Source organism: uncultured Chloroflexus sp. (assembly GCF_938091255.1).
GTDB lineage: Bacteria > Chloroflexota > Chloroflexia > Chloroflexales > Chloroflexaceae > Chloroflexus.
Window position 1 is genome coordinate 30,268 of the sequence record NZ_CALLJH010000036.1, and the last position, 25,334, is coordinate 55,601.

At 57.3% G+C, this 25,334-nt stretch carries 24 protein-coding genes and 1 tRNA gene; 12 read left to right on the forward strand and 13 right to left on the reverse strand.

The genetic code is table 11. From position 1 onward, the window contains the following. Nucleotides 1-291: 291 nt before the first annotated feature. Complete coding sequence (locus tag Q1A00_RS12945; protein ID WP_298405442.1) at nucleotides 292-672, reverse strand: hypothetical protein; 381 nt, start codon at nucleotides 670-672, stop codon at nucleotides 292-294. Beyond that, nucleotides 639-878 (reverse strand): hypothetical protein, encoded by a 240-nt coding sequence (locus Q1A00_RS12950; RefSeq protein WP_299757207.1) that lies wholly within the window; start codon nucleotides 876-878, stop codon nucleotides 639-641. The genes Q1A00_RS12945 and Q1A00_RS12950 overlap by 34 nt, the downstream gene beginning before the upstream one ends. A 228-nt stretch (nucleotides 879-1,106) precedes the next feature. Between Q1A00_RS12950 and Q1A00_RS12955 the strand changes: the two genes are divergently transcribed. The 11 genes from Q1A00_RS12955 (at nucleotide 1,107) to Q1A00_RS13005 (ending at nucleotide 11,588) form a co-directional block, all read left to right on the forward strand. Continuing rightward, nucleotides 1,107-2,189: a PstS family phosphate ABC transporter substrate-binding protein gene (locus Q1A00_RS12955; RefSeq protein WP_298405436.1), complete on the forward strand. Its 1,083-nt coding sequence runs from the start codon at nucleotides 1,107-1,109 to the stop codon at nucleotides 2,187-2,189. Between the two features lie 2 nt (nucleotides 2,190-2,191). Continuing rightward, nucleotides 2,192-3,856, forward strand: a complete 1,665-nt coding sequence (locus tag Q1A00_RS12960) for an ATP-binding protein (RefSeq protein ID WP_298405434.1) — start codon at nucleotides 2,192-2,194, stop codon at nucleotides 3,854-3,856. After that, nucleotides 3,853-4,221, forward strand: coding sequence for a response regulator (locus tag Q1A00_RS12965; RefSeq protein ID WP_298405431.1), 369 nt, complete (start codon nucleotides 3,853-3,855; stop codon nucleotides 4,219-4,221). The genes Q1A00_RS12960 and Q1A00_RS12965 overlap by 4 nt, the downstream gene beginning before the upstream one ends. Before the next feature lie 166 nt (nucleotides 4,222-4,387). Beyond that, nucleotides 4,388-5,215 carry a methyltransferase domain-containing protein gene (locus Q1A00_RS12970; RefSeq protein ID WP_298405429.1) on the forward strand — a complete coding sequence of 276 codons (828 nt, stop codon included), beginning with the start codon at nucleotides 4,388-4,390 and terminating at the stop codon, nucleotides 5,213-5,215. 176 nt (nucleotides 5,216-5,391) lie between these two features. Beyond that, nucleotides 5,392-5,466, forward strand: a tRNA-His gene (locus Q1A00_RS12975). Nucleotides 5,467-5,691: 225 nt separating this feature from the next. After that, nucleotides 5,692-6,231 carry a glycerate kinase gene (locus tag Q1A00_RS12980; RefSeq protein ID WP_299757212.1) on the forward strand — a complete coding sequence of 180 codons (540 nt, stop codon included), beginning with the start codon at nucleotides 5,692-5,694 and terminating at the stop codon, nucleotides 6,229-6,231. A gap of 169 nt (nucleotides 6,232-6,400) precedes the next feature. Further along, nucleotides 6,401-6,847: a hypothetical protein gene (locus Q1A00_RS12985; protein WP_298405426.1), complete on the forward strand. Its 447-nt coding sequence runs from the start codon at nucleotides 6,401-6,403 to the stop codon at nucleotides 6,845-6,847. Nucleotides 6,848-7,317: 470 nt separating this feature from the next. Then, nucleotides 7,318-8,838, forward strand: coding sequence for an MDR family MFS transporter (locus Q1A00_RS12990; protein WP_299757216.1), 1,521 nt, complete (start codon nucleotides 7,318-7,320; stop codon nucleotides 8,836-8,838). A 267-nt stretch (nucleotides 8,839-9,105) separates the two neighbouring features. Beyond that, nucleotides 9,106-10,278, forward strand: a complete 1,173-nt coding sequence (galK, locus tag Q1A00_RS12995) for a galactokinase (protein WP_298405421.1) — start codon at nucleotides 9,106-9,108, stop codon at nucleotides 10,276-10,278. A 3-nt stretch (nucleotides 10,279-10,281) separates the two neighbouring features. Then, nucleotides 10,282-11,199, forward strand: coding sequence for an alpha/beta fold hydrolase (locus Q1A00_RS13000; RefSeq protein ID WP_298405418.1), 918 nt, complete (start codon nucleotides 10,282-10,284; stop codon nucleotides 11,197-11,199). A 170-nt stretch (nucleotides 11,200-11,369) separates the two neighbouring features. Beyond that, nucleotides 11,370-11,588: a hypothetical protein gene (locus Q1A00_RS13005; protein WP_298405416.1), complete on the forward strand. Its 219-nt coding sequence runs from the start codon at nucleotides 11,370-11,372 to the stop codon at nucleotides 11,586-11,588. 179 nt (nucleotides 11,589-11,767) lie between these two features. On the opposite strand, the gene Q1A00_RS13010 is transcribed toward Q1A00_RS13005, so the two are convergent. The 11 genes from Q1A00_RS13010 to coaBC all read right to left on the reverse strand — a co-directional run bounded on the left by Q1A00_RS13010 (nucleotide 11,768) and on the right by coaBC (nucleotide 24,503). After that, on the reverse strand, nucleotides 11,768-12,436 hold the full coding sequence (locus Q1A00_RS13010) for a response regulator transcription factor (protein ID WP_298405414.1): 669 nt from the start codon (nucleotides 12,434-12,436) through the stop codon (nucleotides 11,768-11,770). Nucleotides 12,437-12,475: 39 nt separating this feature from the next. Continuing rightward, nucleotides 12,476-13,276 carry a DUF4230 domain-containing protein gene (locus Q1A00_RS13015; RefSeq protein ID WP_298405412.1) on the reverse strand — a complete coding sequence of 267 codons (801 nt, stop codon included), beginning with the start codon at nucleotides 13,274-13,276 and terminating at the stop codon, nucleotides 12,476-12,478. Nucleotides 13,277-13,419: 143 nt separating this feature from the next. Then, on the reverse strand, nucleotides 13,420-14,160 hold the full coding sequence (gene ubiE, locus Q1A00_RS13020; protein ID WP_298405411.1) for a bifunctional demethylmenaquinone methyltransferase/2-methoxy-6-polyprenyl-1,4-benzoquinol methylase UbiE: 741 nt from the start codon (nucleotides 14,158-14,160) through the stop codon (nucleotides 13,420-13,422). 92 nt (nucleotides 14,161-14,252) lie between these two features. Then, complete coding sequence (locus tag Q1A00_RS13025) at nucleotides 14,253-15,188, reverse strand: asparaginase (protein WP_299757222.1); 936 nt, start codon at nucleotides 15,186-15,188, stop codon at nucleotides 14,253-14,255. Then, entirely contained in the window at nucleotides 15,173-15,937 is a 765-nt protein-coding gene (locus Q1A00_RS13030; RefSeq protein ID WP_298405407.1) for a class I SAM-dependent methyltransferase, read from the reverse strand. Before Q1A00_RS13030 ends, Q1A00_RS13025 begins: the two co-directional genes overlap by 16 nt. Continuing rightward, nucleotides 15,934-16,893, reverse strand: coding sequence for a lysylphosphatidylglycerol synthase transmembrane domain-containing protein (locus Q1A00_RS13035; protein WP_298405405.1), 960 nt, complete (start codon nucleotides 16,891-16,893; stop codon nucleotides 15,934-15,936). The genes Q1A00_RS13030 and Q1A00_RS13035 overlap by 4 nt, the downstream gene beginning before the upstream one ends. 7 nt (nucleotides 16,894-16,900) lie before the next feature. Beyond that, nucleotides 16,901-17,848: a glycosyltransferase gene (locus Q1A00_RS13040; protein WP_298482651.1), complete on the reverse strand. Its 948-nt coding sequence runs from the start codon at nucleotides 17,846-17,848 to the stop codon at nucleotides 16,901-16,903. Nucleotides 17,849-17,854: 6 nt separating this feature from the next. Then, nucleotides 17,855-19,993 (reverse strand): glycosyltransferase family 39 protein, encoded by a 2,139-nt coding sequence (locus Q1A00_RS13045; protein ID WP_298405400.1) that lies wholly within the window; start codon nucleotides 19,991-19,993, stop codon nucleotides 17,855-17,857. Next, nucleotides 19,966-22,185: a glycosyltransferase family 39 protein gene (locus Q1A00_RS13050; protein ID WP_298405397.1), complete on the reverse strand. Its 2,220-nt coding sequence runs from the start codon at nucleotides 22,183-22,185 to the stop codon at nucleotides 19,966-19,968. The genes Q1A00_RS13045 and Q1A00_RS13050 overlap by 28 nt, the downstream gene beginning before the upstream one ends. A gap of 36 nt (nucleotides 22,186-22,221) precedes the next feature. Continuing rightward, nucleotides 22,222-23,268 carry an SH3 domain-containing protein gene (locus Q1A00_RS13055; protein WP_298405395.1) on the reverse strand — a complete coding sequence of 349 codons (1,047 nt, stop codon included), beginning with the start codon at nucleotides 23,266-23,268 and terminating at the stop codon, nucleotides 22,222-22,224. Next, on the reverse strand, nucleotides 23,268-24,503 hold the full coding sequence (gene coaBC, locus Q1A00_RS13060; protein ID WP_298405392.1) for a bifunctional phosphopantothenoylcysteine decarboxylase/phosphopantothenate--cysteine ligase CoaBC: 1,236 nt from the start codon (nucleotides 24,501-24,503) through the stop codon (nucleotides 23,268-23,270). The genes Q1A00_RS13055 and coaBC overlap by 1 nt, the downstream gene beginning before the upstream one ends. A 181-nt stretch (nucleotides 24,504-24,684) precedes the next feature. On the opposite strand from coaBC, the gene Q1A00_RS13065 reads away from it, so the two are divergent. Beyond that, nucleotides 24,685-25,326 carry a redox-sensing transcriptional repressor Rex gene (locus tag Q1A00_RS13065; protein ID WP_298405388.1) on the forward strand — a complete coding sequence of 214 codons (642 nt, stop codon included), beginning with the start codon at nucleotides 24,685-24,687 and terminating at the stop codon, nucleotides 25,324-25,326. The last annotated feature ends 8 nt before the right edge of the window (nucleotides 25,327-25,334 follow it).

Below are 25,334 nucleotides of genomic sequence, written 5' to 3' on the forward strand. Positions count from 1 at the left end.
CCACCTCCTACCTCTTCGTTGGCGCTATATCTTCGGGATGCTGAGGCCCATAGAGCCAGAAGTTGATCGGGTTACTTGGATCGCATGTCCTAAGTCCGCGCGACAATTTCAGGCTAACTCCTATTTTGCGTTGTTTGCACAGATTATTTAACTTCTGCAGCACCGGAAACCGTTCCTTTGTGCTTCCAGATAGTCGCACTTCCGGTTCGATGTTTTCTGGTAATTGGAGTTGGGGTGAAGTCATTTTTAGCCATTATTGATACTCATTAAACTTTTCTCGTAAGAATACGGCTAAACCGGCAAATAAATCAGCAACCTGAAGAAAAGGGTGTTCATGTGACAATGCAGGGAAATTTTTTCGATTGCGAACTCACGTTGCAATCGCAAGCGAAATGCTCCTCGAGTAAAAAGAGACTTTTCAATTTCCACATTCTCACCAGCGCGATCTAAAAAGTCCTGAACACACTTCCAATCCATTGCAGTATGTCCATCGGGATAAAGTTGCCATACTGCATTGGATGGCCACCGTAATCTCAGTACATTTTTAAACAGATGGTAGTACATACGTTGCAAATTGGCAATATCTTCTCGCAATAGAACTTTATGTCGAGCATCCTCTGTATCCCACATAAGAACATCTATACGCAAAATGTATTGATAGGCGTATTCCACGCAGCCTCCAGATCACACACGCACACATGGCCGCCGTTGCGGGCAGGGATCGCGAGCAAGCGCAGACGGATTGGGTGGGCCAGCAACGATAGCGACTCGGCAAGCTGGTTGGCTTCAGCTTCCGTGAGAGCCACATCGATCGTTGGCTGGCAGCAGCCGGGCACTGAACGATCAGCAGTGATACGCTGTTCTAGGTGAGCTTCCATCGATCCTCCGCAGATACAACGACTACCTAATAGTGTAGGTAATATATTGAAGATTGTCAGTATTCATAGATCGGGAAGCACCACAGAGTGCGACGGATCGGGAAGAGCAACGCTTCAAATACGCTTAACCTCGCCTTAACCAACGATGCTGTGTCAAAGGGTTATAATAGGAACGGTTATGCAGCGTTGCCTAGCCTTCGAATTATCTGACATATTCGCTGCACCCATATGAACATATTGCGTATCGTTGCTCTCAGCCTCGTCGCGCTGTTGCTGGTAGCTTGTAGCGGTTCAACTGCTGCGCTTCCTTCGCCTACCCCACCACCAATATCTGCCACACCGCAACCATCACCAACGGCAGAATTAGTGATGCCCAACACCGATCTTGCTGCCCTCAGTGGCGAAATCAAGATCGATGGCTCAAGTACGGTCTTTCCGATTACCGAACAGGTAGCGGTCGCCTTCAGTAATGTAGCACCAAATGTGACTATCCGGCTCGGCGTCAGCGGTACTGGTGGTGGATTTGCCCGCTTCTGCAACGGTGAAACCGACATCTCTAACGCCTCACGTCCGATTAAACAGCGTGAGATGGAAACCTGTGCCGCAAACGGGATTGTGTTCATCGAGTTGCCAGTCGCGTTTGATGGCCTATCAGTCGTCGTGCATCCCCAAAATGACTGGGCGCAGTGCCTCACTGTTGCCGAGCTTAAGCGGATCTGGGAACCGGCGGCTGAGGGCCTGATCACGCGCTGGAATCAGATCCGCCCTGAATGGCCAGACGAACCGTTGCACCTTTACGGCGCCGGGGTTGATTCGGGTACCTACGATTACTTCACCTCGGCAATCGTTGGGCAAGAGGGAGTGAGTCGCAGCGATTTCACTGCTAGCGAAGATGATTATCTACTGGCCCAAGACGTATCAGCAGATCGGTTAGGGTTAGGGTTCTTTGGCTACGCCTATTACGTTGAATACGCCGGACAGTTACGAGCAGTAGCGATTGACAATGGCGCAGGCTGTATCGGCCCTTCTGAAGCGACCATTACTGATAGCAGCTATCAACCCTTGTCTCGTCCAATCTTTATCTATGTCCGTGCCGATGCTATTAAACGACCCGAAGTACGGGCGTTCATTGATACGTATTTACGCAATGGTACGCTCTTCGCCAGCAAAGCTCTGTATGTTCCCTTGCCGGAGAAAGCCTACGAATTGGCTTTACGGCGGGTAGAACGTCAACGCACCGGCTCGATGTTCAGTGGCGGCTCGCAGGTAGGACTATCCATTGAGCAGTTGTTGCAACTAGAGGATCGTTAGCAATGCGTTTTCCGATCCGAGCAAAACTGTTGGGAGCGTTAGCCATCGACCTTATCCTCATGATGGTACTCGGTTTCTTCGCCACCCATCAAATGGCGACGATGAATGATCGAGCTGTCTTCATTGAGCGACACACAATCCCATCACTCGACACCGTTGGTGATATGACAACGGCGATCAACCGCTATCGCGCGCGCCAGTTGGAATTTCTGATCTACACCAACAATGGCGATCGTGGGCGCATTCTTGATCACATGCGGGCGATCGAAGCTGAGATGGAGACCTATTTCCGTACTTACCGCCCCCTGATTGGCTCGGAAACTGAGCAGAACCGGCTTGATACCGTTGTGGCGGCGTGGCAAGAGGTCATCGACGCCAATCACAATCGATTTATCCCGGCAGTGCGTTTGGTGAGCGATGGGAGCGTGCAGCCATTCTACTCACGGATGAATCCACTCTACGATGCGCTCGATAAGGCGATGAACGAACTCGTGCAAGAAAACCAACGGCAAGCTCGTGCTTCACTTGATGTTGTTGCTGCCAGTTATGACACGGCCCGCACATTCATCATGATCGATACTGTCGTAGCGATTATTATCTCGGCTGCGATTGGCCTCTTCCTCTCGGCGCGAATTGCCCGCCGGTTACGGCGGCTCGCGCAGGCTGCCGGTCAGGTCTCGGAGGGTAATTTAGTTGGCTCAATTAACGAGCACATCCGCGACGAGATCGGCGATCTCGCGCAGGCATTTGATCAGATGCTGGCTAGCTTGCGTGGGCAACGAGCTGAACTCGAAGAGCGCAATCGCGCCTTGCAAACGAGCCTTGCTCGGCAAGAGCAGTTAATGGAGGAGGTCATACGTGGGAAGCAAGCTGAGGCTGAAGCCGAACGGGCACGTGCGGCAGCAGAAGCAGCTAGTCAAGCTAAGAGTGCCTTTGTCGCAACAATGAGCCATGAACTGCGCACACCACTGAATGCAATTCTTGGCTACGCCCAGTTGCTCCATCTGAATAAGGCAGTGTCTGAACCGCATACAACATACGTCGAACGTATTCTCACCTCTGGGCGACATTTGCTCGCCCTTATTAGTGATGTGCTTGACTTTGCTCGGATTGAACAAGGCGCGCTTGAATTAGAATTCAGCCGCGTTGAAGTGGCCACACTCGTAGATGAGTTGGCGGCGATGACTATGCCATTGGCGCAACGCAACAACAATCAAATGATCACGCTCTGCCCGTCTGATATTGGTAGTATCAGGACCGACGGTCGTCGATTGCGACAAGTATTGATTAATCTACTCAGCAACGCAGCCAAATTCACCGAGCGCGGTACTATTAGGCTCGAAGTTACGACCGAGTCACGCTATGGTACAGACGGCATCCGCTTTGCTGTGATTGATACCGGTATCGGTATTCCGCGTGAGAAGCAACATAAACTCTTTCAGCCATTCAGTCAGCTCGACGAATCGGTCACGCGCCGGTACGAAGGCACGGGGCTAGGTTTAGCGCTTTCTAAGCAGATTGTTCAAGCGCTTGGAGGCACGATAGAGGTTGAAAGTGAGGTTGGTGTTGGTTCAACCTTCACCGTTTGGATCCCAACAGCACCAGAATCTGCGGTTATTATCGATCCTTCATCGCCAGCACCGCATATGGTAGGAGAGCCCGCATGAGCTTCATTCTGATCGTTGATGACAACTTCGACAACCGTCAGATCATTGGCCAGATGTTGAGTTTCAGTGGCTTTGCCGTTGAGTTGGCGTCCGATGCGCAAACAGCGCTAGAGATTATGAAACATCGTCGGCCAAGTCTCATTTTGATGGATCTGTCAATGCCCGGTCTCGATGGTTGGACAGCAACCGAATATGTCAAGCGTGATCCGCGTTTACGAGACGTTCCGGTGGTAGCGGTTAGTGGTCATGTAACCCGCAATGACATTGAACGAGCCAAGCGAGCCGGATGCAGTGAGTTTCTGCCAAAGCCGATTGATTACGACCATCTGATCACGATTGCACAGCGCTACACGAGAATGAATTAACGAGTTACACCCTCACCCTCAGACCCTCTCCCCTTCTCCGGGAGAGGGAAATTTTATGCCTACCCACCACATAAGCGATGTACGCCCGCGTCCCTGACGTGTTCGTGTCGGCAAGGCAAGAGGAAGTTATTTGCGCGCAGGGGCAATACCCTGTTACCATACTCATATGGATTTTAAACTGTTACCGTATATCACCTGCCCATGCCATCGCGAGACCCCCCTTCGCGTTGAGCAGATTGGCCGGGTTGTTGATGGGGCCATCGAAACCGGTCGGTTACGCTGCTCGCACTGCGCCACTTCGTACCCGATTGTCGATGGTATTCTCGACCTGCTTGGCCGACAATGGCCGGGTAGCATCGCCCAATTCGTCAATGTCTTGCCGCTGGCGGCGTGGGCTTACGAACGGACGTGGCGACCACTGGCGTTGAGTATACTCAGCGGCGAGCAGTTTCCGCTCGAACGCGAGCTGACGTTGATCACCGAGTTAGCCGGCGTTGAACGGGGTGGACTGATGATCGATGTCGGCTGTAGCAATGGCCTGTACGCACGCGCACTAGAACAGGCGCGTCGGCGGAGCGGTGTCGATGGATTTGTGGTTGGGATCGATCTCAGCCTGCCGATGCTGCAAGAGGCACGCCAACGCGCAAGACGAGCAGGCTTGCACATCAATTTTATCCGTGCGAGCGCACAAGCGCTGCCGTTTGCTAGCGGCACAGCCAGCGTGCTGGTGATGGGTGGCTCGCTCAACGAGATCGGTGACATTCCAGCGGCGCTTGCTGAATGGCGCCGACTATTAGCGCCACGCGGACGCGGCGTGATGATGAGTCTCGCGGCGGCAAGCGGTCAGCTTGGCCGTACATTCCAGCAAGCGTTAGGCAGTGGCGGCTTGCAGTTCCCGACGCTTGACGAACTTAATCAGTACGTTGCGCAGGCAGGCTTGCAGTTGCGGGCGCAGTGGCAGTATGGGATTGTTGTGTTTAGTGTTGTACAATGACGTAATGCGCGCGAACGGTGAATGGTCAACGGCAAATAGCTAACGACTAGAGCGCCGCACGGCAGTGCAGTTCAAACACCAAACCGCAAGTCAACGAACGATGGATGATGAATAGCACAAGGGTGAGCGCATCGATTTGACGAGACAGCGCGATTGTGCTATATTCTTGCTGCGCGGTGCCTGTAGCTCAATGGCAGAGCGCCTGACTGTGGATCAGGAAGTTGTGGGTTCGAGCCCCATCAGGCACCCCACTCAGAAGCCTCTTTGAGGCTTCTTTATTTATTCCCGCACAACACCGGCCCGATGTTGGGCCGGTGTGTATTTTTGTCGCGCGAGGCTCCTCTTCTATGTACAAAGAGTGTATATGAATGAGGAGTTAACTCATAATTAAGCCACAATTCCTCTCTACTGCCGGCAAGTGGATGCCGTTGCACCTTGAACGAAAACCCAAATTGCTATCGTGTTGGTGATTGTTCGTGTCGGAAGCATTGGTCTCTTGCCAGAATCACTTGGTTGATGGTGGTGAATGTTTCAGCAAAACGCTGGTTAGCATCACCGGCGGTAGCTTGGATCCGGTCACGGTAACTGGTCTGGTTGGGCAACTAGTCGATGCACATATTGACCTGCTTGGCGGTTTGGAACCACGCACGGCAGTGCTCGAAATGGCAGCAGCAGCCGGCTTACGGCTGGTACCACGCGATCAACGCAATCCGCTGGTCACAACCACATATGGCAAGATTCCAGCCGAAGTGGCACGTCGGGCGCAGGATTATCGTGTTCTTGTCATTGCGTTGGCCGGTACAATCGGCCATGGCGCCGCAATCAACCAAGAGTATGGGATTAGTGCGTACACCAGCGTCTTGTCGCGCCCGATGGCGTTAGAGGAAGCAATTGCTGAGGCTTTTGATCTGGTGGTTGCCCAAGCCGAACAAGTAATGCGCATGGTCATGGTTGGTCAGCGCACAGCTAATAATAGCCGGGCCAGTCGGTATTACTTGCACATGGCGGGACAGTAACGCTGCGCAAAGCGCTAACATCATCTGAATCATTGCCTGCCTTTGCGGGCGTAGAGGGTTGGAGAGCGCCAATAATGCTCCTCCGCTACGCTTTCGGCAATCTGTGCCCATCCACCTGAACCGTTGTACAATATGGATAGAATACCCGCTAGCCATATTGAGAACACCTATGGCCAAGGTCATTCTTCAGACCGGCCTAAGCCGGATCGTCTTGATGGATTCCATCTCGTACATCAACGAGAGCGATCAAGGGACGTTCGTTGTCAGTGGCTCGCACGGCGGTGTAAGCTCAGCACAATATGCGCTGGAGGTACCGCTAGCCGGCGTGGTCTTTAACGATGCTGGGATTGGCAAAGACAACGCCGGCATCGCTGGTCTCACGATGCTCGACGTACAGTGCATTCCAGCGATGGCGGTGGCTCACACCTCGGCCCGCATTGGCGACGCTGCCGACACATGGGAGCATGGCGTGATCAGCGCCTGCAATGTGAGCGCGGCGGCGCGCGGGGTGCGCGTGGGAATGGCGGTGCGCGAAGCAGCCGAATGGGTGTTGCGAGAGCAATTCTCACCACACCTGCCTAGCGGACCGGAACATCACGCCAGTGGTGATGAATAACAATAGATGCCAGCCCAAGCGAACGATCCGCCGAAATAACTAGCGAGCTTCTAAACCGCAGCCGGCCAAGACGAGCACGATCTAGTCACGCGGGATGGCCGGGCGCAACAGCCATAGCCATTTGCAACACCACACTTCGTTGCGTCCTGCGGGGAGTCCGTCCACACTACGGGAATGCCGCTCAAATACCCACCCCAAAGCCCGCTGCACGGGCTGATGGCCCTCACCCCTCTCCTAGTGGGGACGGGGTGAGAGTCAAGCATAAAGCAAGCAAAGACTCTAGGAACGCTTAACGTAACGGCGCGAAGCGTGCAGAGGTTTTTGGGAATATCGTGTGCGCCTTTTGCGAGTTTTGGTGGCTATTCCCTGCGTATTCGCTGACCACCTTGCGCTTGTGGCGATTTTGCGGTATCGTTGAATGAAGCAATATTTGATCAAGCATCATTTTGCGCCAACCCAAGGAGTACCGTGTGAGTCGCCAGCGCACCGTCTTGATCACGCTTGGCGTGATGATGAGCATGTTTATGGCCTCGATGGAGTCAACCGTCATTGCGACGGCGATGCCGAGCATTGTGCGCGATCTCGGTGATATCGAGAGCTTTAGCTGGGTATTTGCCATCTATATGCTGGCCAGCACCACTGCCGGACCGATCTTTGGCCGGTTGTCAGATCTGTTTGGCCGGCGACCGATTTATATGGCGGCGATTGCCATCTTTAGCCTTGGCTCGCTATGGTGCGGGTTGGCGATGACCATGCCGGAGCTGATCGCGGCGCGGGCTTTACAGGGGGTGGGGGCGGGCGGTTTGCTACCGCTAGCGTTTATCATTGTCGGCGATATCTTCACCCTTGATCAACGTGCCAAGGTGCAGGGTCTCTTTGCCGGGGTGTGGGGCGTTAGTTCGGTGATCGGCCCGTTGATCGGCGGCTTTTTGGTCGATCAGATCTCATGGCATTGGGTGTTCTGGGTGAATCTGCCGCCGGCAGCGATCGCAGCGGCACTGGTGTGGGCGGCTTGGCGTGGCGTGACCCAAGCCAGCGGCGAGCGCCCGCCGATCGATTACGCTGGTGCGGTGCTGCTGAGTATGGGAGTCATCTTACTCTTGCTCGGCCTCGATGCACCAACTTCGCTGCCCGGTATCACTATGCTGAGCGTGGCTATTGCTACGCTGGCTTTGCTAGTCGTGGTCGAGCTACGCGCACCGGCACCGGTCTTGCCGGTGCGATTGTTGCGCGACCGCGTGTTTGCCGTCGCTTGCGCTCACGGCATTCTGGCCGGTGGGGTCTTGTTTGGCAGTATGAATTATGTGCCGCTGTTTGTGCAGGGTGTGTTGGGTGCGAGCGCCACTGAGGCCGGCACGACGCTGACGCCGATGATGCTGGGGTGGGTCTTTACCAGCGTGATCGGAGGAAGGTTGTTGTTGCGCTATAGCTATCGCACGCTCACGATCGGCGGGATGGCTATCTTTGTGGTCGGCGCATTTATGATGGCCCGTATCCGGCCCGATATGAGCCGTTTGGAATTAGCGATTGCATTGGGACTGATGGGAGTCGGGATGGGTGCGAGCATTCCATCATTCCTGATTGCGGTGCAAAGCACGGTGGCGCGCAACGTGTTGGGCGCGGCGACGGCCAGTTTGCAGTTTTCGCGCACGATTGGCGGCACGATCGGCGTGGCCGCACTCGGCACGCTGTTGACGAGCCGGTTAACGGCGGAATTGGCGGTGCGCGGCTTGCAACCCGACGCTATTCCGGTTGAGGCGCTGATCGGCGAGGGTGCGACAGCGGTGATGCTAGCCGGCGAGCCGCGTCTGGCACTGGCGGCGGCGCTGGCCGCGGTCTTCACCACGCCGCTGATCTTTGCGCTAGCTGCGCTAGCCGTCACCTTCCTTGCCCCGGCGCATAGCCCTGACGATCTGCGCCGGCAGCGCGTGCGTAATGATGAAAACAGAGCAATCCCGCAGCACGTGGTGTTGACAGGCTCCAACGAATAGGACAACAAATGAACAAATTGTTTTGGTAAACCGCACATTCGTTCGGCTCCTACCTTCGTTGCCAACGACTAGACGACTTGTTGCGCGGGTTTGCGGTATTTCGGCCAGAGGTTTCGGGCCGTGGGGGAGTAACATGCCGGTGAAGTGGTATGGCAGGGCGGTTTAGCCATTGATTCATGCGGTTGTTTTGTTTAGCGCCGTTGACGGCTCGGTGCAAAAAGGTGCTATACTCCGCAGCAGGCATTGTTGCCGTTGAGGAGTATGGTTATGTTTGAGTTATCTGCCCTCTACGCCGCGTTTGAACGGTATTTCGGCCAGCCACCCACCCGCATCGCCCGCGCTCCCGGACGGGTGAATCTGATCGGTGAACATACTGACTACAACGATGGCTTCGTCTTCCCAATGGCGCTCGATCGGGCAACCTACGTCGCCGCTCGCCCACGCGCAGATCGAATCGTGCGTGTATTTAGCGTTAAATTCCGTGAAGAGGATCGGTTTCATCTCGATCAGATTGTGCGTGACGAGCAACGCCAGTGGGTCAATTACATTCGTGGTGTAGCTAAGGGATTGCTGGCCCGCGATCTGCCGTTGCGCGGCGCCGACCTCTTGATCGATAGTGATGTGCCAGCCGGCAGCGGTCTCTCATCGTCGGCGGCGCTGGAGGTGGCAGTAGGGTACACCTTCCAACTGCTCAACGATATTAACCTGCTCGGCGAAGAGCTAGCGCTGTTGGCCCAAGGCGCTGAGCATTCGTTTGTCGGTGTGAAGTGCGGAATTATGGATCAGTTGATCGCTGCGTTGGGCGAAGCTGACCATGCCCTGCTGATCGATTGCCGTGACCTGAGCTATCGCCCGGTGCCGATCCCGGCTAACGTGCGGGTGGTGGTCTGCGATAGCGGCGTGCGCCACCGGCTGGCAGGCTCGGAGTATAATCAGCGCCGGGCCGGGTGTGAAGAGGCGGTGCGCTTGCTGAAGCCGGCCTTGGGCAAGATCCAAGCTTTACGCGACGTGCGTTTGACCGATCTGGCCGAGTACGGCCATCTGTTACCGCCTGACCTGCTGCCGCTTGCGCGCCACGTTGTCAGTGAGAATGAGCGCACGCTCGCCGCCGCTGATGCGCTTGCCGCTGGTGATCTCGTTAAGATGGGCCGGTTAATGGTCGAGTCGCACCATAGTCTGCGTGATGATTATCGGGTCAGCGTACCCGAACTCGATACGCTGGTTGAGTTGGCGTTGGCCGCGCCGGGGTGTTTCGGCAGCCGAATGACCGGCGGCGGCTTCGGCGGCAGCACGGTGTCGCTGGTAGCAGCAGATCGGGTTGATGAATTTGTCGCTGCGATGATCGCCGGATACGCCATTCGTACTGGGCGCACGATGCAGCCGCTGGTCTGCACCGCCGGCGCCGGTGTCTCGTGTGTTTATGCCAGCGAGGAGGAGTGAACGATGCTCGGACAACTCTTTACTCCGCTTTCGACCGCGGCAGTACCGTTAATCTACGGCCTAAGCCATCGCGCGCTGCTGCGGTTGGGCGCGACGAGCCACGAACGGCGTTTGGCCGAGATTCGCACCCATTACTATTTCATGCCGGCGCGCGGTGAAGGCAACCTGCCGGTGCTGCTCTTGCATGGCATCGCCGATCGCGCCCAAACGTGGTCATTCGTGATGCGGCAGCTCACCGCGATCGGCCCGGTCTACGCGCTCGATCTGGCCGGGTTTGGCTTGAGCGGCTTCCCGCCCGGCCAGCGCTATGCTACCATCGAGCAGCAGACGACGTTGGTGCAGGCAATGATTCGCGAGGTGATTGGGCAACCAACGCTGATTGTGGGCAACTCGATGGGTGGCTGGATCGCGGTGCGAGTGGCGCTCGCCACACCAGAACTGGTCGCCGGCATCGTCTTGCTGGCGCCGGGAGGGGCCATCTTGCGCGGGCGCGAGTCGTGGGAGCCATTCCTGCACACGATTGAGTTGCCCGACAGGCGCACCGTGCGGAAGGTGTTGCGCCAGATGTATGGCCGCCCGCCCTTGCCGCTCTATTTGGCCAGCGAAGGGTTGCGTTCCATGTTCCGCCGTGATCCGGTGCGTCAGTTCGTCGCCGCACTTGACGAAAACGCGCTCTTGCGCCCAGAAGATCTACGCTTGCTGCGGGTGCCGGTGGCGATGATTTGGGGCGAAGATGACTATTTCATTCCGCGTGAATCACGCGATTTCTTCTGCGCCAATCTGCCGCAAGCGCGAGTTGCATTCTTGCCCCGCTGCGGCCACATGCCGCAACAACAACGCCCGCGTGAAGTAGCGGCCTTCATTCGCGAATTTGCCCGCGAGCTGGCCGCAGCCTCAACCCCAAAACGCACCGACGGGTGAGAGACGGCGACGCTAAGCCAATCGACTACCTGATCCTGCAACTAAACGCGGTATCATATTCGCTGTATACGCTCTTACCGAGCACAATAATCACCGCATCCAAAGCGGTGGTTCTTTGTCTGCAATCTACCGTATGTACCATATAACATCAGCCTAAGGAGCCACCAATCATGATCCTCTCTGGTATGCGCGAAGCCGTACTGCTCGAAGTGCAGCGGGTCGATATTCATGGCACCATCTTCTACGACGTCACCTTCCACCACGAAGGCGAAACCCAAGCCATCCGGGCTCGAATTGGGGCCGAGAGCGTCTACCCTCATCCACAGGCAGGCGATCCGGTGAGAGTGAGTTACATTATGGGCGTGGTAACGCAGATCGCGCCTCGTTAGACAACGAATGGTTATACGAATAAACAAAGGAGTGAGCGAAGGGCGTTCTTAAGGTTTGTTGATGGGAGCGCGGTTGTACGACTGCCACGATGCGAGGCCGCAGTGGGGATCGCCAAGCCCCTTGGTCGTTTTCCTGCCGGGCATTGGCTTGCTTGGTGCGTGAGCGATTGATTGCGGCGCTACGACTGCAACAATGCGAGGCCGCAGTGGGGATTGCCAACCAATACCTTGGTCGCCTCCCTGCTGGGCATCTGCTGGCAGAGCGATTGCCATGTCGCTGCAAGCAACGGCAGATTGTGGGTCTGCCCACGCCCCCACACTGACTCCAACAATTCTTCTGGGGTGAAAGTGCGATATGGGGCTTCAGCCAAGACGCTGAGTAAGGTAAACGACGGCAGATCAAGCGCGAGCGGGTGGCCTTGGTACGAAATGGTGCGCGTCGCGAGATCGAAGACAAAGGGGCCAAGCGTAAACGGTGGCGGCGCATAACGCTGCCGTCGCCGTAACTGCGCCCGCACCCGCGCCATAAGCTCATCGGCGCGAAACGGGCGGGTCACATAGTCATCGACACCCTGCGCAAACGCCGTCACAACCAGCCAGTCGTGCCGTGGTCCTAAAACCACGAGCATACCGGTATAGTGAGTGCGTAACGCATTGAGGAGATCGAGATGGTCTTTTCCCGGCAGGTCGATCAACGCGAGATCGGTTTGCCGGTTAAGTGTGTCGAATAAGACGGCAGAGCCTCGTGCTAGTTGGACGTAATACCCCGCGGACGTGAGCAGTGGCGATAAATATTCATCAATATATTCGCCCAATCCGCTAATTAAAATCCCATACGGAACGCTCATTCCCCAACGCCTCGAATTCAGATAAATAAACTTACATTGCTACGGTATGAGCTTGCATTCCGCCGGCGGTGAGGTAATCACCTCAACAACGACACCATCCATCAGGCCCAAGAACTGACGCAGAGCTAGCTCGGCATTGCGTGTTCCCTGTTCCATAATCCCATCTTCACACGCCGCTTGCAGAATCTGCTGTTCGGCTGCTTGCCGTGCCATCGTTTCAAGATTTGGGTTTTCAGGGGCAAAGAGACCACGATCACGGCTATAGACACGCGTTTTGCTGTTGTCAAGGGTCGCGTTCAAGACTTGCACCGGCGGTAAACGCACGGTCATTTTTTTGCCATCAGCAGAAACAGTTACCGCATCAGGTGTGATTTGACTGAGATCAACACCTACGATAACAGTGCCGTGGGCAATTAACAGGATTGCATCGCCGGCCAGCCAGTCGCCAATGATTGGAATATTGCTCCCTTGGCGAATGTCTATCACGCGCTCGATCGTATATTTGCTGGTTTCCAGCCGGCTCAGTTGCTGAATGCGTTGCACCACCGCCGCGCCACTTATAATCTGCGGGGTTGGTGTCTGCACAATAACTTGCAAGTTCGGCATTGCCGCACCAAAGGTATTCATGCGTTGCGACAGCCAGAACATACCTAACCCAACCACTAGTATGAGCAGCAGAAGGAGTATGAATGGCGTTGGCCACCCGCCACTCATCGATCGCGAACGGTAACGAACCGGGGGGGGTTCGTCCCAGTCATCGTCAAGCCACTCACGCTGCCGGCGCAAACGCGACAACCGTTGCGCCCGACGGCGGATATCTTCATCATCATCGTCGTACATCGGAAACCTCATGAACGATTGCGAAAACATCGCACCGTTGCCGACGAGATACGGTACGAACGAGCGGTCGAGACTCTCCCACGGGCAATGCCACTTCCTCGGTCAAAGTTAGCCGACGACCTTTCTCAGACCTTGCGTCGCTGCTACACTTTCGCGCCAACGTGAATAGCAACTGCCCCCAATCCGTACAACCGGTAAAACACGTAACGCCAACCGGCTTCCTGCATCATCGCAGCCAATCGATCGGGCGAAGGAAAGACGCGCGCCGACTGGGGCAGATACGTATAAGCGCGCCGGTCGCCGCCGAGCAAGGCGCCGATCCACGGCACGACCTGCTCGAAATACACCCGGTGTCCCCAACGGATAAGCGGGTTATGTGGACGGGCGACTTCGAGACATGCCATCATTGCACCGGGACGGGCGACGCGGTACATTTCGCGCAACGCAGCCGGAATATCAGTTACATTGCGTAGCACGAATCCGGTGGTAATCGCGTCGAAGGTATTGTCAGGAAACGGTAATTGCAACGCATCGCCGGCGACAAAGGCCGCCCGGCCTGCCGCCGCTAGTTCGGCAATTTTGGACTGGCCAGCCTGCATCATTGGGAGGGTAAAATCAACCCCAACGACGATGCCATCTCTTGCCCAAGCGGCTAATTCCGGCAAAAAGTCGCCGGTGCCGGTGCCGACATCCAACGCCCGGCCATTCACCGGTGGCGCGACATATTCAACTACTTTGCGCCGCCAACCTTGATCCAACCCAAAGGTCATGACTCGATTGACGCGGTCGTAACCACGGGCAATGCGGGCAAACATCCGTTCAACATAGGCCGCTTTTTCTTCCGGCGGTGGTAATACGTTGGTTGTTGATCGATCTGAGGCCATGGACTCCCTCGATAATCTATTTTTGGGAGCCGCACAGCCGTGCGGCTCTTCTTGATGAACACTCTTTGGTCGAACTGCCGTGCGGCTTTACCCTAGGCGGATGGGCGAAATAACGCGCGCAACTCGGCAGGTGAACGGGCCACAGCCAACGCAGCCATTAACTTCAACCGCGCTTTCACCCCGCTCAGATCGGGGGCGAAGATGATGCCCAACTTTCGCAAATCATGATACGCGCCGACAAAGCCAAACTCGTCACCTAACCCACCTGCGCCGGCCCGGCTCGCCGCCACCACCGGAATTCGCCGTTGCACTGCTTCGCCTAGCGCCGGCAGCCACCACGGCGGCACCCGCCCGCTCCCCAAGGTCTCAATCACAATTCCAGCCACATTATCGGCGATGCTGTGGCGTAATTGCCGGTCATCAGCTCCCTGTGCGACCCGGATCAAGTCAACCGGCTCGACTAAGCGCGACGCCGCGATATATTGCCGCGCCAGCGGGCGAAAACGAATAACGGCTTGCTCGCCTTCAATTCGACCTAGGGCGCCGCCGGCAGCGGTAAACATGCCGCTGCCTTGACTGTAATGCGACCGCACGGTCGCCGCGGCGTAAATGGTATCATCCACCACCATCAACGCCCCTAATCCAGCCGCTGCCGGTGTCGCAGCAACGGTGATCGCCGCCTGCAGGCCATTGGTCGCGGTAGTGCCGCTCGCGTTCAGCCGCGGCAGACTGGTGACGGTCAACGGCGGGCCATCAGGCACAAGCAGATCGATCAAATAGGCTGTCTCTTCAAGCGTATCGCTACCGGAAGCAACCACGATCCCGTCATACATGTCGCGCAGTGCGTTAATCCGTTGAACCAATGCCAAGATCTGCTGCGGCGTGAGATGACTGCCGGGTAAATTCGTGAATTCTTCAATGGTCACTATCACATCAGAACGCAGCGCCAACGGCTGGTCGTCACGGCTGCCTAGCGCACGCCGGATGACCAGAGCGCCACCGGTTGAGAGGATCAAAATCTTTGGCATAGCGGTTTTCGGGCAACCCAGCAAATGCGCTGAGTCATCGCGGTAGGCGGTTGAAAGGTAAAGCCGTCATAACACCCTTCGATCATAAGCCCGGCAGTTTCGATCATCATTGCCACCTGCTCTGGCGGATAGGCGCGCTCGATATGGATCTCGTCAAAACGCTCGTAGCCGTCGTGATCATTGCCGATAAAACCGGTTAGCCACATAGTTGACGTATTGCGCACCGGATCAAAATGGGTACGTTCCACCTGCACATAGCCTGCCTGCTCACTGAACGAACATTGGCCCCAATCGACGGATAAGAAGTGGCGCGTATTCATATCGCCGACAAACAATCCGTCCGGTGCCAAGACCTGCGCTACGCCACGCAAGCACGAAGCCAGATCGTTGGCGCTGATCAGATAATTGAGACTATCATAGGTACATGTGACCAGATCAAAGGCGTTTGCCGGCAACAACTCGGCCACATAACGCATATCACCCTGCCGCAACTCAACGGCTGACGCAGTATACGCCAGCTTCCGCGCCGCTTGCGCCAGCATTGCCGGCGAGCGGTCAAGACCTGTTACCATCCAACCGTGTTCGGCCATAATTGCGAGCAACGTGCCGGTGCCGCACGCTAGATCCAGCATCCGTCGCCCGGCAACTTGGTGGCGCTGCAAGATCTCTTCGAGATAGAGTGCGGTCAGTAGCGCAAACCGGATCTGACCGCTACCATCGTACACCGCCGCGTACCGATTGTATATCATAAAGATATTGTACCACTCCGTCCTAGCGGGAACCAGAGCGAGACGATGAAGCCGACAATAATATGCTCGACGTTAATCAGCAAGAAGAGCGCCGCTAGCGTCAAGGCTTGTTCTTGCGCATAGCCATACGCAGCTAGCGTTGCCACCAACACGACATCGCGCACCCCGACGCCGCCGATTGAAATTGGCAACGCTTGTAAGACCGAGATGAGCGCCGAGGAGCCAATCACCACCAATAACGGCACTGCATTCAGACCAAGCGCGAGGTAGAGTAGCCACAACCGCAAGAAGGTAAACAAGACCGACGCGATGGTTGCTGCACTCACGGTGGCAATCAGGCTTGGCGTGAAAGTCAGGCTATGCATTTGCTCGTTCCACTGATCGAGCCGGGAACGCAAACGTGGCGCAATCCGCGGTAACACAACGGTGAGCAGCCACGAGCGTGGCCCACGTGCCGTAAGCAACACCGTGACCGTCACTAAGCCAATCCCCATCGCTATCACGATTGCTTGTTGCAACTCACGGCTAGGCAGCAGCCGGCCTAAGGCAAAGACTCCAATCGTGCCAAGGGCAGACATAATGATGAGATCGCACAACCGATCCAGCACCACCGAGAGCAAGGCCGGCGCTACCGGTTGGCCGCGATCTCGCAAGTAGATAGCCTTCAACAGATCGCCGGCCTGACCCGGCGTCATAGCACCGTAGAAAATGCCGACCGTATACAGGGCACAGGCGGTGGGCAGATCGAGCGAAAGGTTCATCGCACGCAAAATCTGGATCCAGCGCCACGATTTGAGGATGATGAACGGGGGCAGCAGAGCCAGTGACCAGATGATCGGGACGATTTCAGCCGAGCGCACAATCTCCCACAGCAGACCGAGATCGCTAGTAAGAAGAAAACCAATTAGCAATGCCGGCCCGATCAGCCGGAGCAGCCACGAGAAGATGGGTCGCATGAACGCACTACTCCTCTTCAGTGATGCGCGGCGGGCGTTGGAAGCGGAGGGCGGCGACCTGCTCGGCATTCAGCCCGAACATAAAGATGATGATGCTGCCCACAAAGAGACCCACGGCTGAGTTAGGAATATGGAAACGCAGCGGATCGGTGATAAAGAAGCTGATCAAAAATGAGAGCAAGGCCAGCAATTGCATCGAGATGGCAACCGGAAAGTAGACGCGCAACGGCGCGAATAGCGAGACAATCCGCAAGATGATCAAGCCAAAGCGAATGCCGTTGCGCAAGAGTTTTTGCCCGCTCTGGCCACCTTGCCGGCGCTGGCTGATCACTGGCACATACCCAACATGGTAGCCAGCCTTCAGCAACGCCAACGTACTGGTTGTGGGGTATGAGTAGCGATTGGGCAGCAAATTGATGAACTCCATCATCACGTCACGTCGCATCGCTCGGTAGCCGCTGGTTAGATCGCGCACCTCGGTTTCAACCAGATAGCTACCCAACGCATCGAGCGCCCGGTTGCCCCAGCGCCGGAAGACCGAGTCGCCTTGCGTGTCGCGGGTGCGCGCGCCAACCACCATATCGTAGCCGGCGGCAATGCCGCCTAACAGATCAGGGATGTAGCGCGGATCCATCTGTCCGTCGGCATCCATGAGCAGCACGACCTCGCCGCGCGCCCGCCGGATGCCGGTTTTGACGGCTGCGCCGTTGCCGCGGTTGACCGGATGCCGAATGACGCGCGCTCCGGCGGCTTGCGCGACCGCCGCTGTCTCGTCACGTGAACAGTCATCGACGACAATAATTTCGGCGGCAGGCAAGACAGTGCGCACCCGCTCGATCACGTCGGCAATACCGTGCGCTTCGTTGTAGGCCGGAATGACCACACTTACGGTAAACGGATAGTCGCGAACGGCTTCCGGCATTGCCTGCGACGAAATCTGCATTGGTTGCATCATATCCCTTTAGCGAATCGCTATCTGCTGTACCATCACGCTCAACGGGCGCGCGTCAGTATTGTTCGGCAACGATTGGTAAGGTAAGAACGTCGGCGCGCTCAGACTGACCGTCACCTCGCGCATGCCCTGCATCTGCGCCGGCAATGGCAGATAATACACCCGCCAGCCTCCCGGCGCAACTATCACGGGCCAGCGCTGGTTGCCAATCGTTACCGTCAGCGGGGTTGGCGCCGGAGCAGCTAACCGTAGAGCCAGCATCTCATTGCCGGTGAGCGGCTCCGGTAAGGGCAGGCGGATCACTCCTTCCCTTTGCAGCCAGCGATAGGTCGTAGCGGCGGCGCGCTCGCCAGAGGCAAATCCGTACAAATACCCAAGGTCAAGGTCGTTACCAAGCGTCAGTGTTGTCGTTGGTGCCGGCGTTAACCATGCAAACGCCAGCCGTTGCACATCTTCACCGGCTTGTTCTTCAGTATTGCGCAGCAGGGTAATCGCCGTCGCTGCATCACCTTGTGCCCGCGCCAATGCCCCTCGCACCAAATTGCTCCGGTGGGTTGGGTAATCGCCGATGACCTGCCATGCCTCATCATACCGGCCCTGCGCCAGCAACCAACGGGCAAACTCGGCTTGACCATCAGCAAAATCGGGATCAGCCGCCAACATCGCCCGGTAGGCCTGTTCGGTGGCAACCGTATCACCGCGCGCCATCGCCTCTTGCGCTGCTACCCATGCTTGCTCGCGGGCTATGCCGGCGCGGATGATTTGCGGGTAGTCGCGATAGCTAAAGATCAGAACCGCAAGACAAAGACTTGCTGCGAGACCGGCTACCGTAAATCGATCCCAGCGCAACGGTTGTTGGTCGATCCGGGCCAGTGTCGCCGCGCCATACAGCGCAAACCACAGCCAAACCGGCAAGAGGTAACGCGGCTCGACGTGGATGAGCATCACCATCAGACACGTGTAGCCGATCCAACCCAGCGCCACCAGCCGGAACGCGCCTTCGCGGGGTCGCGAAAGCAAAGTGAATGGCGCCGCCAGCACCATCACAAGCCAGATGAGATCACTGATAATCCCGGCTGGCCAGATCTCGCGGACAGGACGGGCAAAGAAACTGGCCTTGACAAAAAAATCTTCAATAAACTGCGCTTTCCAGATATGCTGAAAGTGCGGCCAGAGATAGCGCGTAAACCGCCACGGCTCGGTTTGAATGATTCGCCGCAATTCGGCGCTCACAAAGCGTTGCCGCTCTTCTTGCGGCAAGCGCAGCAAGATCCCTTTCGCCTCTCCTTCCCCCCGCCCTTCATGCACCGCATCGCTCATCGCGATCCAAAGATTGACCGGGCCGAGGGTGTCGATCAGAATAATGTCGCGGTAGAGCACGTAGTTGCGGATCGTCCACGGCGCAATCGTCAGCGCAAACGGCAACAGAAACGCGAGCAAAGCTAGGGCGACTCGCTGCCGGCGACGATGGCCGGCGGCGCGCCACGCACTCATCGCGATAAAGAGCACCGCAAACGCTACACCGTACAAACCCGGCGAACGGGCCAACGCTGCGAACGCCAACGTTACCCCGGCCCCGATCAGCCAGCGTAGCTGCCGGTCATCACGCCAGCGCACGAGCAACCACGCATGAATGAACAGCATGCTGAAGAAGAGTGGCTCGCTGAGGATGAGCGTCGGCAATTCCACTAGCGGCATCCAAATGGCGAGGATGGCAGCAAAGATCAAGCCAGTGCGCTGATCGAACAAGCGCCGCGCCAGATCGTAGCCAAGCGGGATGAGCGCCAAGGACAAACTGACTTGGACAGCGCGAATCAGGGCAATGCCGATAGCCGGATCGCCAAGCCACAACCCGATCCGCAGCATAGCTGCGAAGAAAAAGATATGTCCGGGCGGGCGCACGAGCCATGAATTGTCGACATATTCGCCGGTGACGGCAAACCGGAGGGCACGCACGTAGTAGTCGCCGTCATCGGCTGCCGAAAAGCGCGGATCGATCTGATTGACCGCGATAAACCAGAGCCGCAAAGCGAGGCCAATCACGATCAGCACCCCGATGACCACAGACGGCTTAGCCGCTCGGGTAAGCTTGATGCGTCGCCAACGCGGCGGCTCGATAGCTAGGGGTTTGGTTGGCGAATGTTCCATGGTCTGCTCGTTCCCTCATTCACCGCCGGAGTAGAGGCATACATCGCGTACAGCGTGAATCGGCCGGTGCCAATCCGGGCCGCCTCCGGCTGCGGTATCGGTGGCGGTCCTTGTGCGTTATCCCATAAGAGGTAATCGGTGCGCAGCGCCTGCAATTCGGCATATGTCACCGTTACCGGAACCCGCCGGCTGATCAGGTGCGCAATGGCCGAGTATTTGGCCAGCGGCAACCGGTCGGGGATGGCGGCTACAAGATTTGCGCCAATGGCTGGCATGGTGCGTTGGACTAACTCCACTGCGGCTACCTCATCTGCCGGCTGCGCCGCCAGTACTGTGCGAACGCCATTGGCTGGGCCGGGCAGCAAGATGACAATCACTGCTAGCGTAGCCACTAGTCCAGCGCGCTGCTTTGCCCAAAGCCGCGCCAATGCCCACGCCGCAGCGACGGCGTACAGTGGCGCCAACGGCAAAAAGAAACGCGGCAAGATGAAGGCAGTGGCGATCACTGCAACATACATCCCGATCAATGCGAGGAGCGCCAGCCAGCGTTGATCGGCTTGTTTATGCCACGCCAACCACCCTGCCGCCGCGAGCCCACCGATCGCCAACCAGTTGGCCGGCCAACCAAGTAAGCGCAATTGATCGGCCCGGCCAAACTCGCTTACATCTTCAGCACCGGCGCCGAGAAAACCCACTATGTTGCGGCCCCAGTTGGCCAGAAAGCGCAGAGGATCCCGCCCAATCACTTCTGACAGACTAATGCTATTGGGCACCTCATCCCACCGCTGCCAGTCAGTGTTAGCATAAACCGCCAGCCAGATATTTTTCGCTTGCTGATTGAACAATGGGTGGCCGGTTTGCACCGTGTTCACCACAATTTGCGGCGCTGCCACCAAGGCAAATCCTACCACAAAAGAACTGAGCGCAGCGCCTTTCCCGGCGCTCAGCCAGAGTATGACAGCACCCCACAGCAGTAAGATCAAGCCGGGATGGCGAATGAGAAAGGCGGCGCCGGCCAGCATTCCGGCGAGAAACGCTATCAGGCGCGACGATCGCGAATGAGCGTGCAAGGTTACGGCCACCGCTAACGTGAAGCAGACAGCAAACGGCATATCACTACCGACCAGTAAGCCGTATTGTGCCACCATGCCGCTCAACGCCAACAACAGCGCTGCCAGCATTGCCGGAGCGGGTGGGAGCAGGCTGCTCGCCAGCAGGTAGCCAGCGCCGATCAACACCCCGCCGCTCACAAGCGCAATGAGGCGTGCAGCGAGAAAGGGGTTATCGTTGGTCAATGGCCGTACCAGCCAGAGCAAGAACGGATAGCCGAGATTGTAGAAGCCATCGGCTTGAAAGATGGTTGCCAGCGTGTCACGGGTGGCAAATACGCGAAAATCGTTCTCGACGCCGGGGCGGGCCAGCGTGACGTGCGCTTGCATCGCCGGTATCAGCCATCCCATCCAACCCAGTGCGACGGCAAGAGCAAGAACTGACAGACTCCAGCGCGGCCAAGAGGCGCTCAATCGCGGCCATTGCCAGACAAGGTAACCAGCAGCAATCACCGCCGCCGTCACCGGCGGCAGATAAAGCAAAGGATATGGGCTAAGACGGTAGAACAGCAACCAGAAGAGGCCATACCCAATGACGGCGGCTAGTACCAACTGCCACGATCGCTGATGTAACATCATCCCGGCCAAGGCGCCAATCAATGCCGCATATCCCAACTGCGCTGGATACGGCAGTAATGGCGGCATAGCGCTGAGCGTAACCTGATCCAAAAAGATGGGCGCATCCGTAGCCGGTGGAGCAAAGCGGATCACGACATCCACCACTTTCGTCCAGCCACTGGTGATAGACACCGTGTGCTCTTCCCAATCGCCGCGGGCGAGCACCTGAAGCGGCGCTTCATCATTCACCTGCACCTTCAATGGAGTGCCAGCCGGAGCCTGCCACCGGAACGTCACCATCGCCGGTGCGCCGACCTGCGGCAAGCGCAGCGCTGCTGCCGGCAACACTTGCCGCACTGCCCCATCAGCGCCGGCCATCCGGTATTCAGGTTCGCTGAAGCCTTGCACCACCGCCGCATCATTGCGCCCAATGTCAAACGTGGACTGCACCGGTGCTTGGCTGAAGATTACAATGACCAAAACGGCCATAATCGCGCCAGCCAGCGCAGGATTCAAGGTATGCATAGGAATGAGTGCTCTCACAAGATACGCCCTCACCCATTACGGCGTTACCGTGGGTGTAGTGAGCGGTAACGGCTCTTGAATCGGCACCTCTGCCGATGGCGGTGAAACCAGTGCCCGGTTCACCCAACCGGCACCGCTGCCATCGGGATTGGCAATAAACGAGTCGGGACTGTACCGTTCGCCTAGCCGGATGAGGTACCACTGGTCATTTGCGGTGCGGGCCAAAAAGATGATCTCATCACCGGCATTAATGCGCCCGATCGGTTGATTATTGGTGCCCGGCAACGGGCGCACATTCGCCACTTGCAACGCCGTGCCGGTGATCGGCTGTGCTACCGGTGCTGGAGTTTGGTTCGCCGCCGGCGTTGGCCGACGCGGGGTCGCGGTCGGGCGCGGTGTCGGCAGCACGAGCGTCGGCAATTCGGTCTGGCCGGGCACATAGCGACCAAATTGCTCTAGCTCATTGCGCAACGTTCCGACAACACCAAAAGCAAGCGCCACTGACAACAAAAAGATCACGCTGACAATCGCCAATTTGATCAATTCGAGGCTCTGCGCCCAAATGCTCCGCTTGCTAAGCAAATCGAGTGCGCTCTGCGCGGCGCCGGCCACCGATTCGCCCCAACTGGTGCGGCCTTGATCCGAACGGGCCACTTCGCGGAGGGCCAATAAGGCGCGCACATCGCCGACTTGGGTCAAAGCGCGCACCGCCCCCCACCGCACATTGGCGTTTTGATGCTTAAGAGCGGCAATCAACGGCCCCGTCGCCCGGCCATCGCCAATCTGTGCCAACGCTTCCGTCGCGCGATAGACGACCAACCAAGGCTGATCAGGGTTAATAATGGCGCACAAGGCCGGCACTGCCGCTGAGCCGATGTTGACGAGCGCATCAACCGCTTCGGCGTGGCGCGGATGGGCCGGATCGCCAAGCGCGCCAATGAGATCGTCAATCTCAGCCCGCGATGGGTGGCGTTCTGCCGGTGGAGCTGATCGCGGCAGCCGGGGCGCTGTTAAACGCCGGGTCGGGCGCGGGGTTGGAGTAGGTTCAGGTGGTGATTGGTTTGGTTGCGGTTCAGTGGTCATCAGTCTGCAATCTCTCCGGCACGTGGCTGGCGCGCAAGCAGCCACTGCTCAAACCGGGCTACGATCAGATCAAGCAGCGTGGCCGCCGCTTCAGCTTTCAGTTGCCGCGGCAATTCCACGGCCTGCTCACCATCAAGGACGGTCAAGGTTATCTCAGGTTGGCCGATGCTAGCAATCGCATCGTTGGCAACGATCAGATTCAACCCTTTCCGTTGCAACTTGCTGCGGGCATTAGCCAATAGGTCATGCGTTTCGGCGGCGAAGCCAACCTTAAAGATATCGGTGCGGTGCGCTAATTCACCGACGACATCAGGATTTTGTACCAGTTGCAGGGTCATGCCTGCATCGCCATGCTTCTTAATCTTCTCAGCCGCTATGTGAGCAGGGCGAAAGTCGGCTACTGCCGCGTTCATAATCAAGATGTCGGCTTGGGTACAAGCGGCTTGCACCGCTGCGCGCATCTCTAAGGCGGTTTCGACCGCGACATAGGTGACTGCTCGCGGCGGAGTGAGCGCAACCGGGCCGCTAATCAGCGTCACTGTCGCACCTAGATCACGGGCGCGTTCGGCCAGCGCATACCCCATTTGCCCCGACGAGCGATTGCCAAGGTAGCGTACCGGATCGATCGGCTCACGGGTACCGCCTGCCGTCACCACCACGCGACGGCCCCGCAGCGGCCCGTGTTGGCGACCCAGTAAGGCGCGAAGTTCAGCCAGCAGGTCGGCTGGTTCGGGCAGACGACCACGACCAACCACCGGCTCGGCCATCCGACCCACCTCCGGCTCAAGTACATACGCCCCGCGCGCGCGTAGCGTCGCTACATTGGCCTGCGTCGCCGGATGTTCGTACATCGAGGGATTCATCGCCGGCGCAATTAGCAATGGTGCGCGCGTTGCCAGCACCGTAGTGGTGAGCAGGTCATCGCATAGACCGGCAGCCAGCCGGGCAATAGTATTGGCCGTCGCTGGCGCGATCACCACTGCATCGGCCCGCATGCCAAGGCTCACATGACCGATCACCCCGTCTTCAGGCAAGCTCCACATGTCGGTCAAGACTGGCCGCCCAGTGAGTGCTTGAAACGTTGCCGGGCCGACAAACCGCTCGGCAGCTTCGGTCATAATGACATCAACCTGCGCCCCAGCTAACGTGAGATCGCGCGCCACTTGTACGACTTTGTAGGCAGCAATACTGCCGCACACGCCTAGTACAATTCGTTTGCCCGCTAGCGTATCCATACCCATTTCCGTCATTCAGGCAGACTCCCTGCGGGCGCATTGTAGCACATGTGACGCGATGCCACAGCTAGGCGTAGTTTGGCGTAAAATGCTCGCTAAATTACGCGATACAAGCTCTTGCAGAACCGATAAGCTTGTGCTACACTTCACGACACTCTCCCCGAACCAATGGAGGACTTTCGTGGAGCGTTCTGATTTACCACCTGATGTTGTTATTCGGCGACTTCCTCTCTATGCACGGAGCTTGCGCTACCTGCTCGAAGAGGGTATTCACTCTGTCTCTTCCCAAGAGCTTGGTGAACGGATCAATGTCACCGCAGCCCAGATTCGCAAAGACCTTTCGTATTTCGGCGAGTTTGGTAAGCAAGGTATCGGCTACGATGTCGAGAAGTTGTTGAAACACATCGAGCGCATTCTTGGCATCAACCAACATTGGCCAGTGGCACTTGTGGGCATTGGTCTGCTAGGACAAGCCATTGCCCGCTACGAAGGTTTCCGCACGGAAGGGATCGAGATTGTTGCGCTCTTTGACTCTGACCCGGCGAAGATTGGCCAGCAGGTCGGCGAGCTGGTCGTGCAAGACTTCGCCAATGTGCGGCGCGTTATCGCCGAAAAGCACATTAAGTTAGCGATTATCGCGGTGCCGGCATTGCAAGCACAGCGTGTCGCCGATGTGTTGATCGAAGCTGGCGTGCGCGCCATCCTGAGCTATGCGCCCATGATTTTGCAAGTGCCTGAAGATGTCTGGGTGCGGTATATCGATCCGGTAGCGGTGTTGCAAAGTATGACCTATTACCTCGCCCGCGAACAATCGCCCTCGTAGGGCCGCAC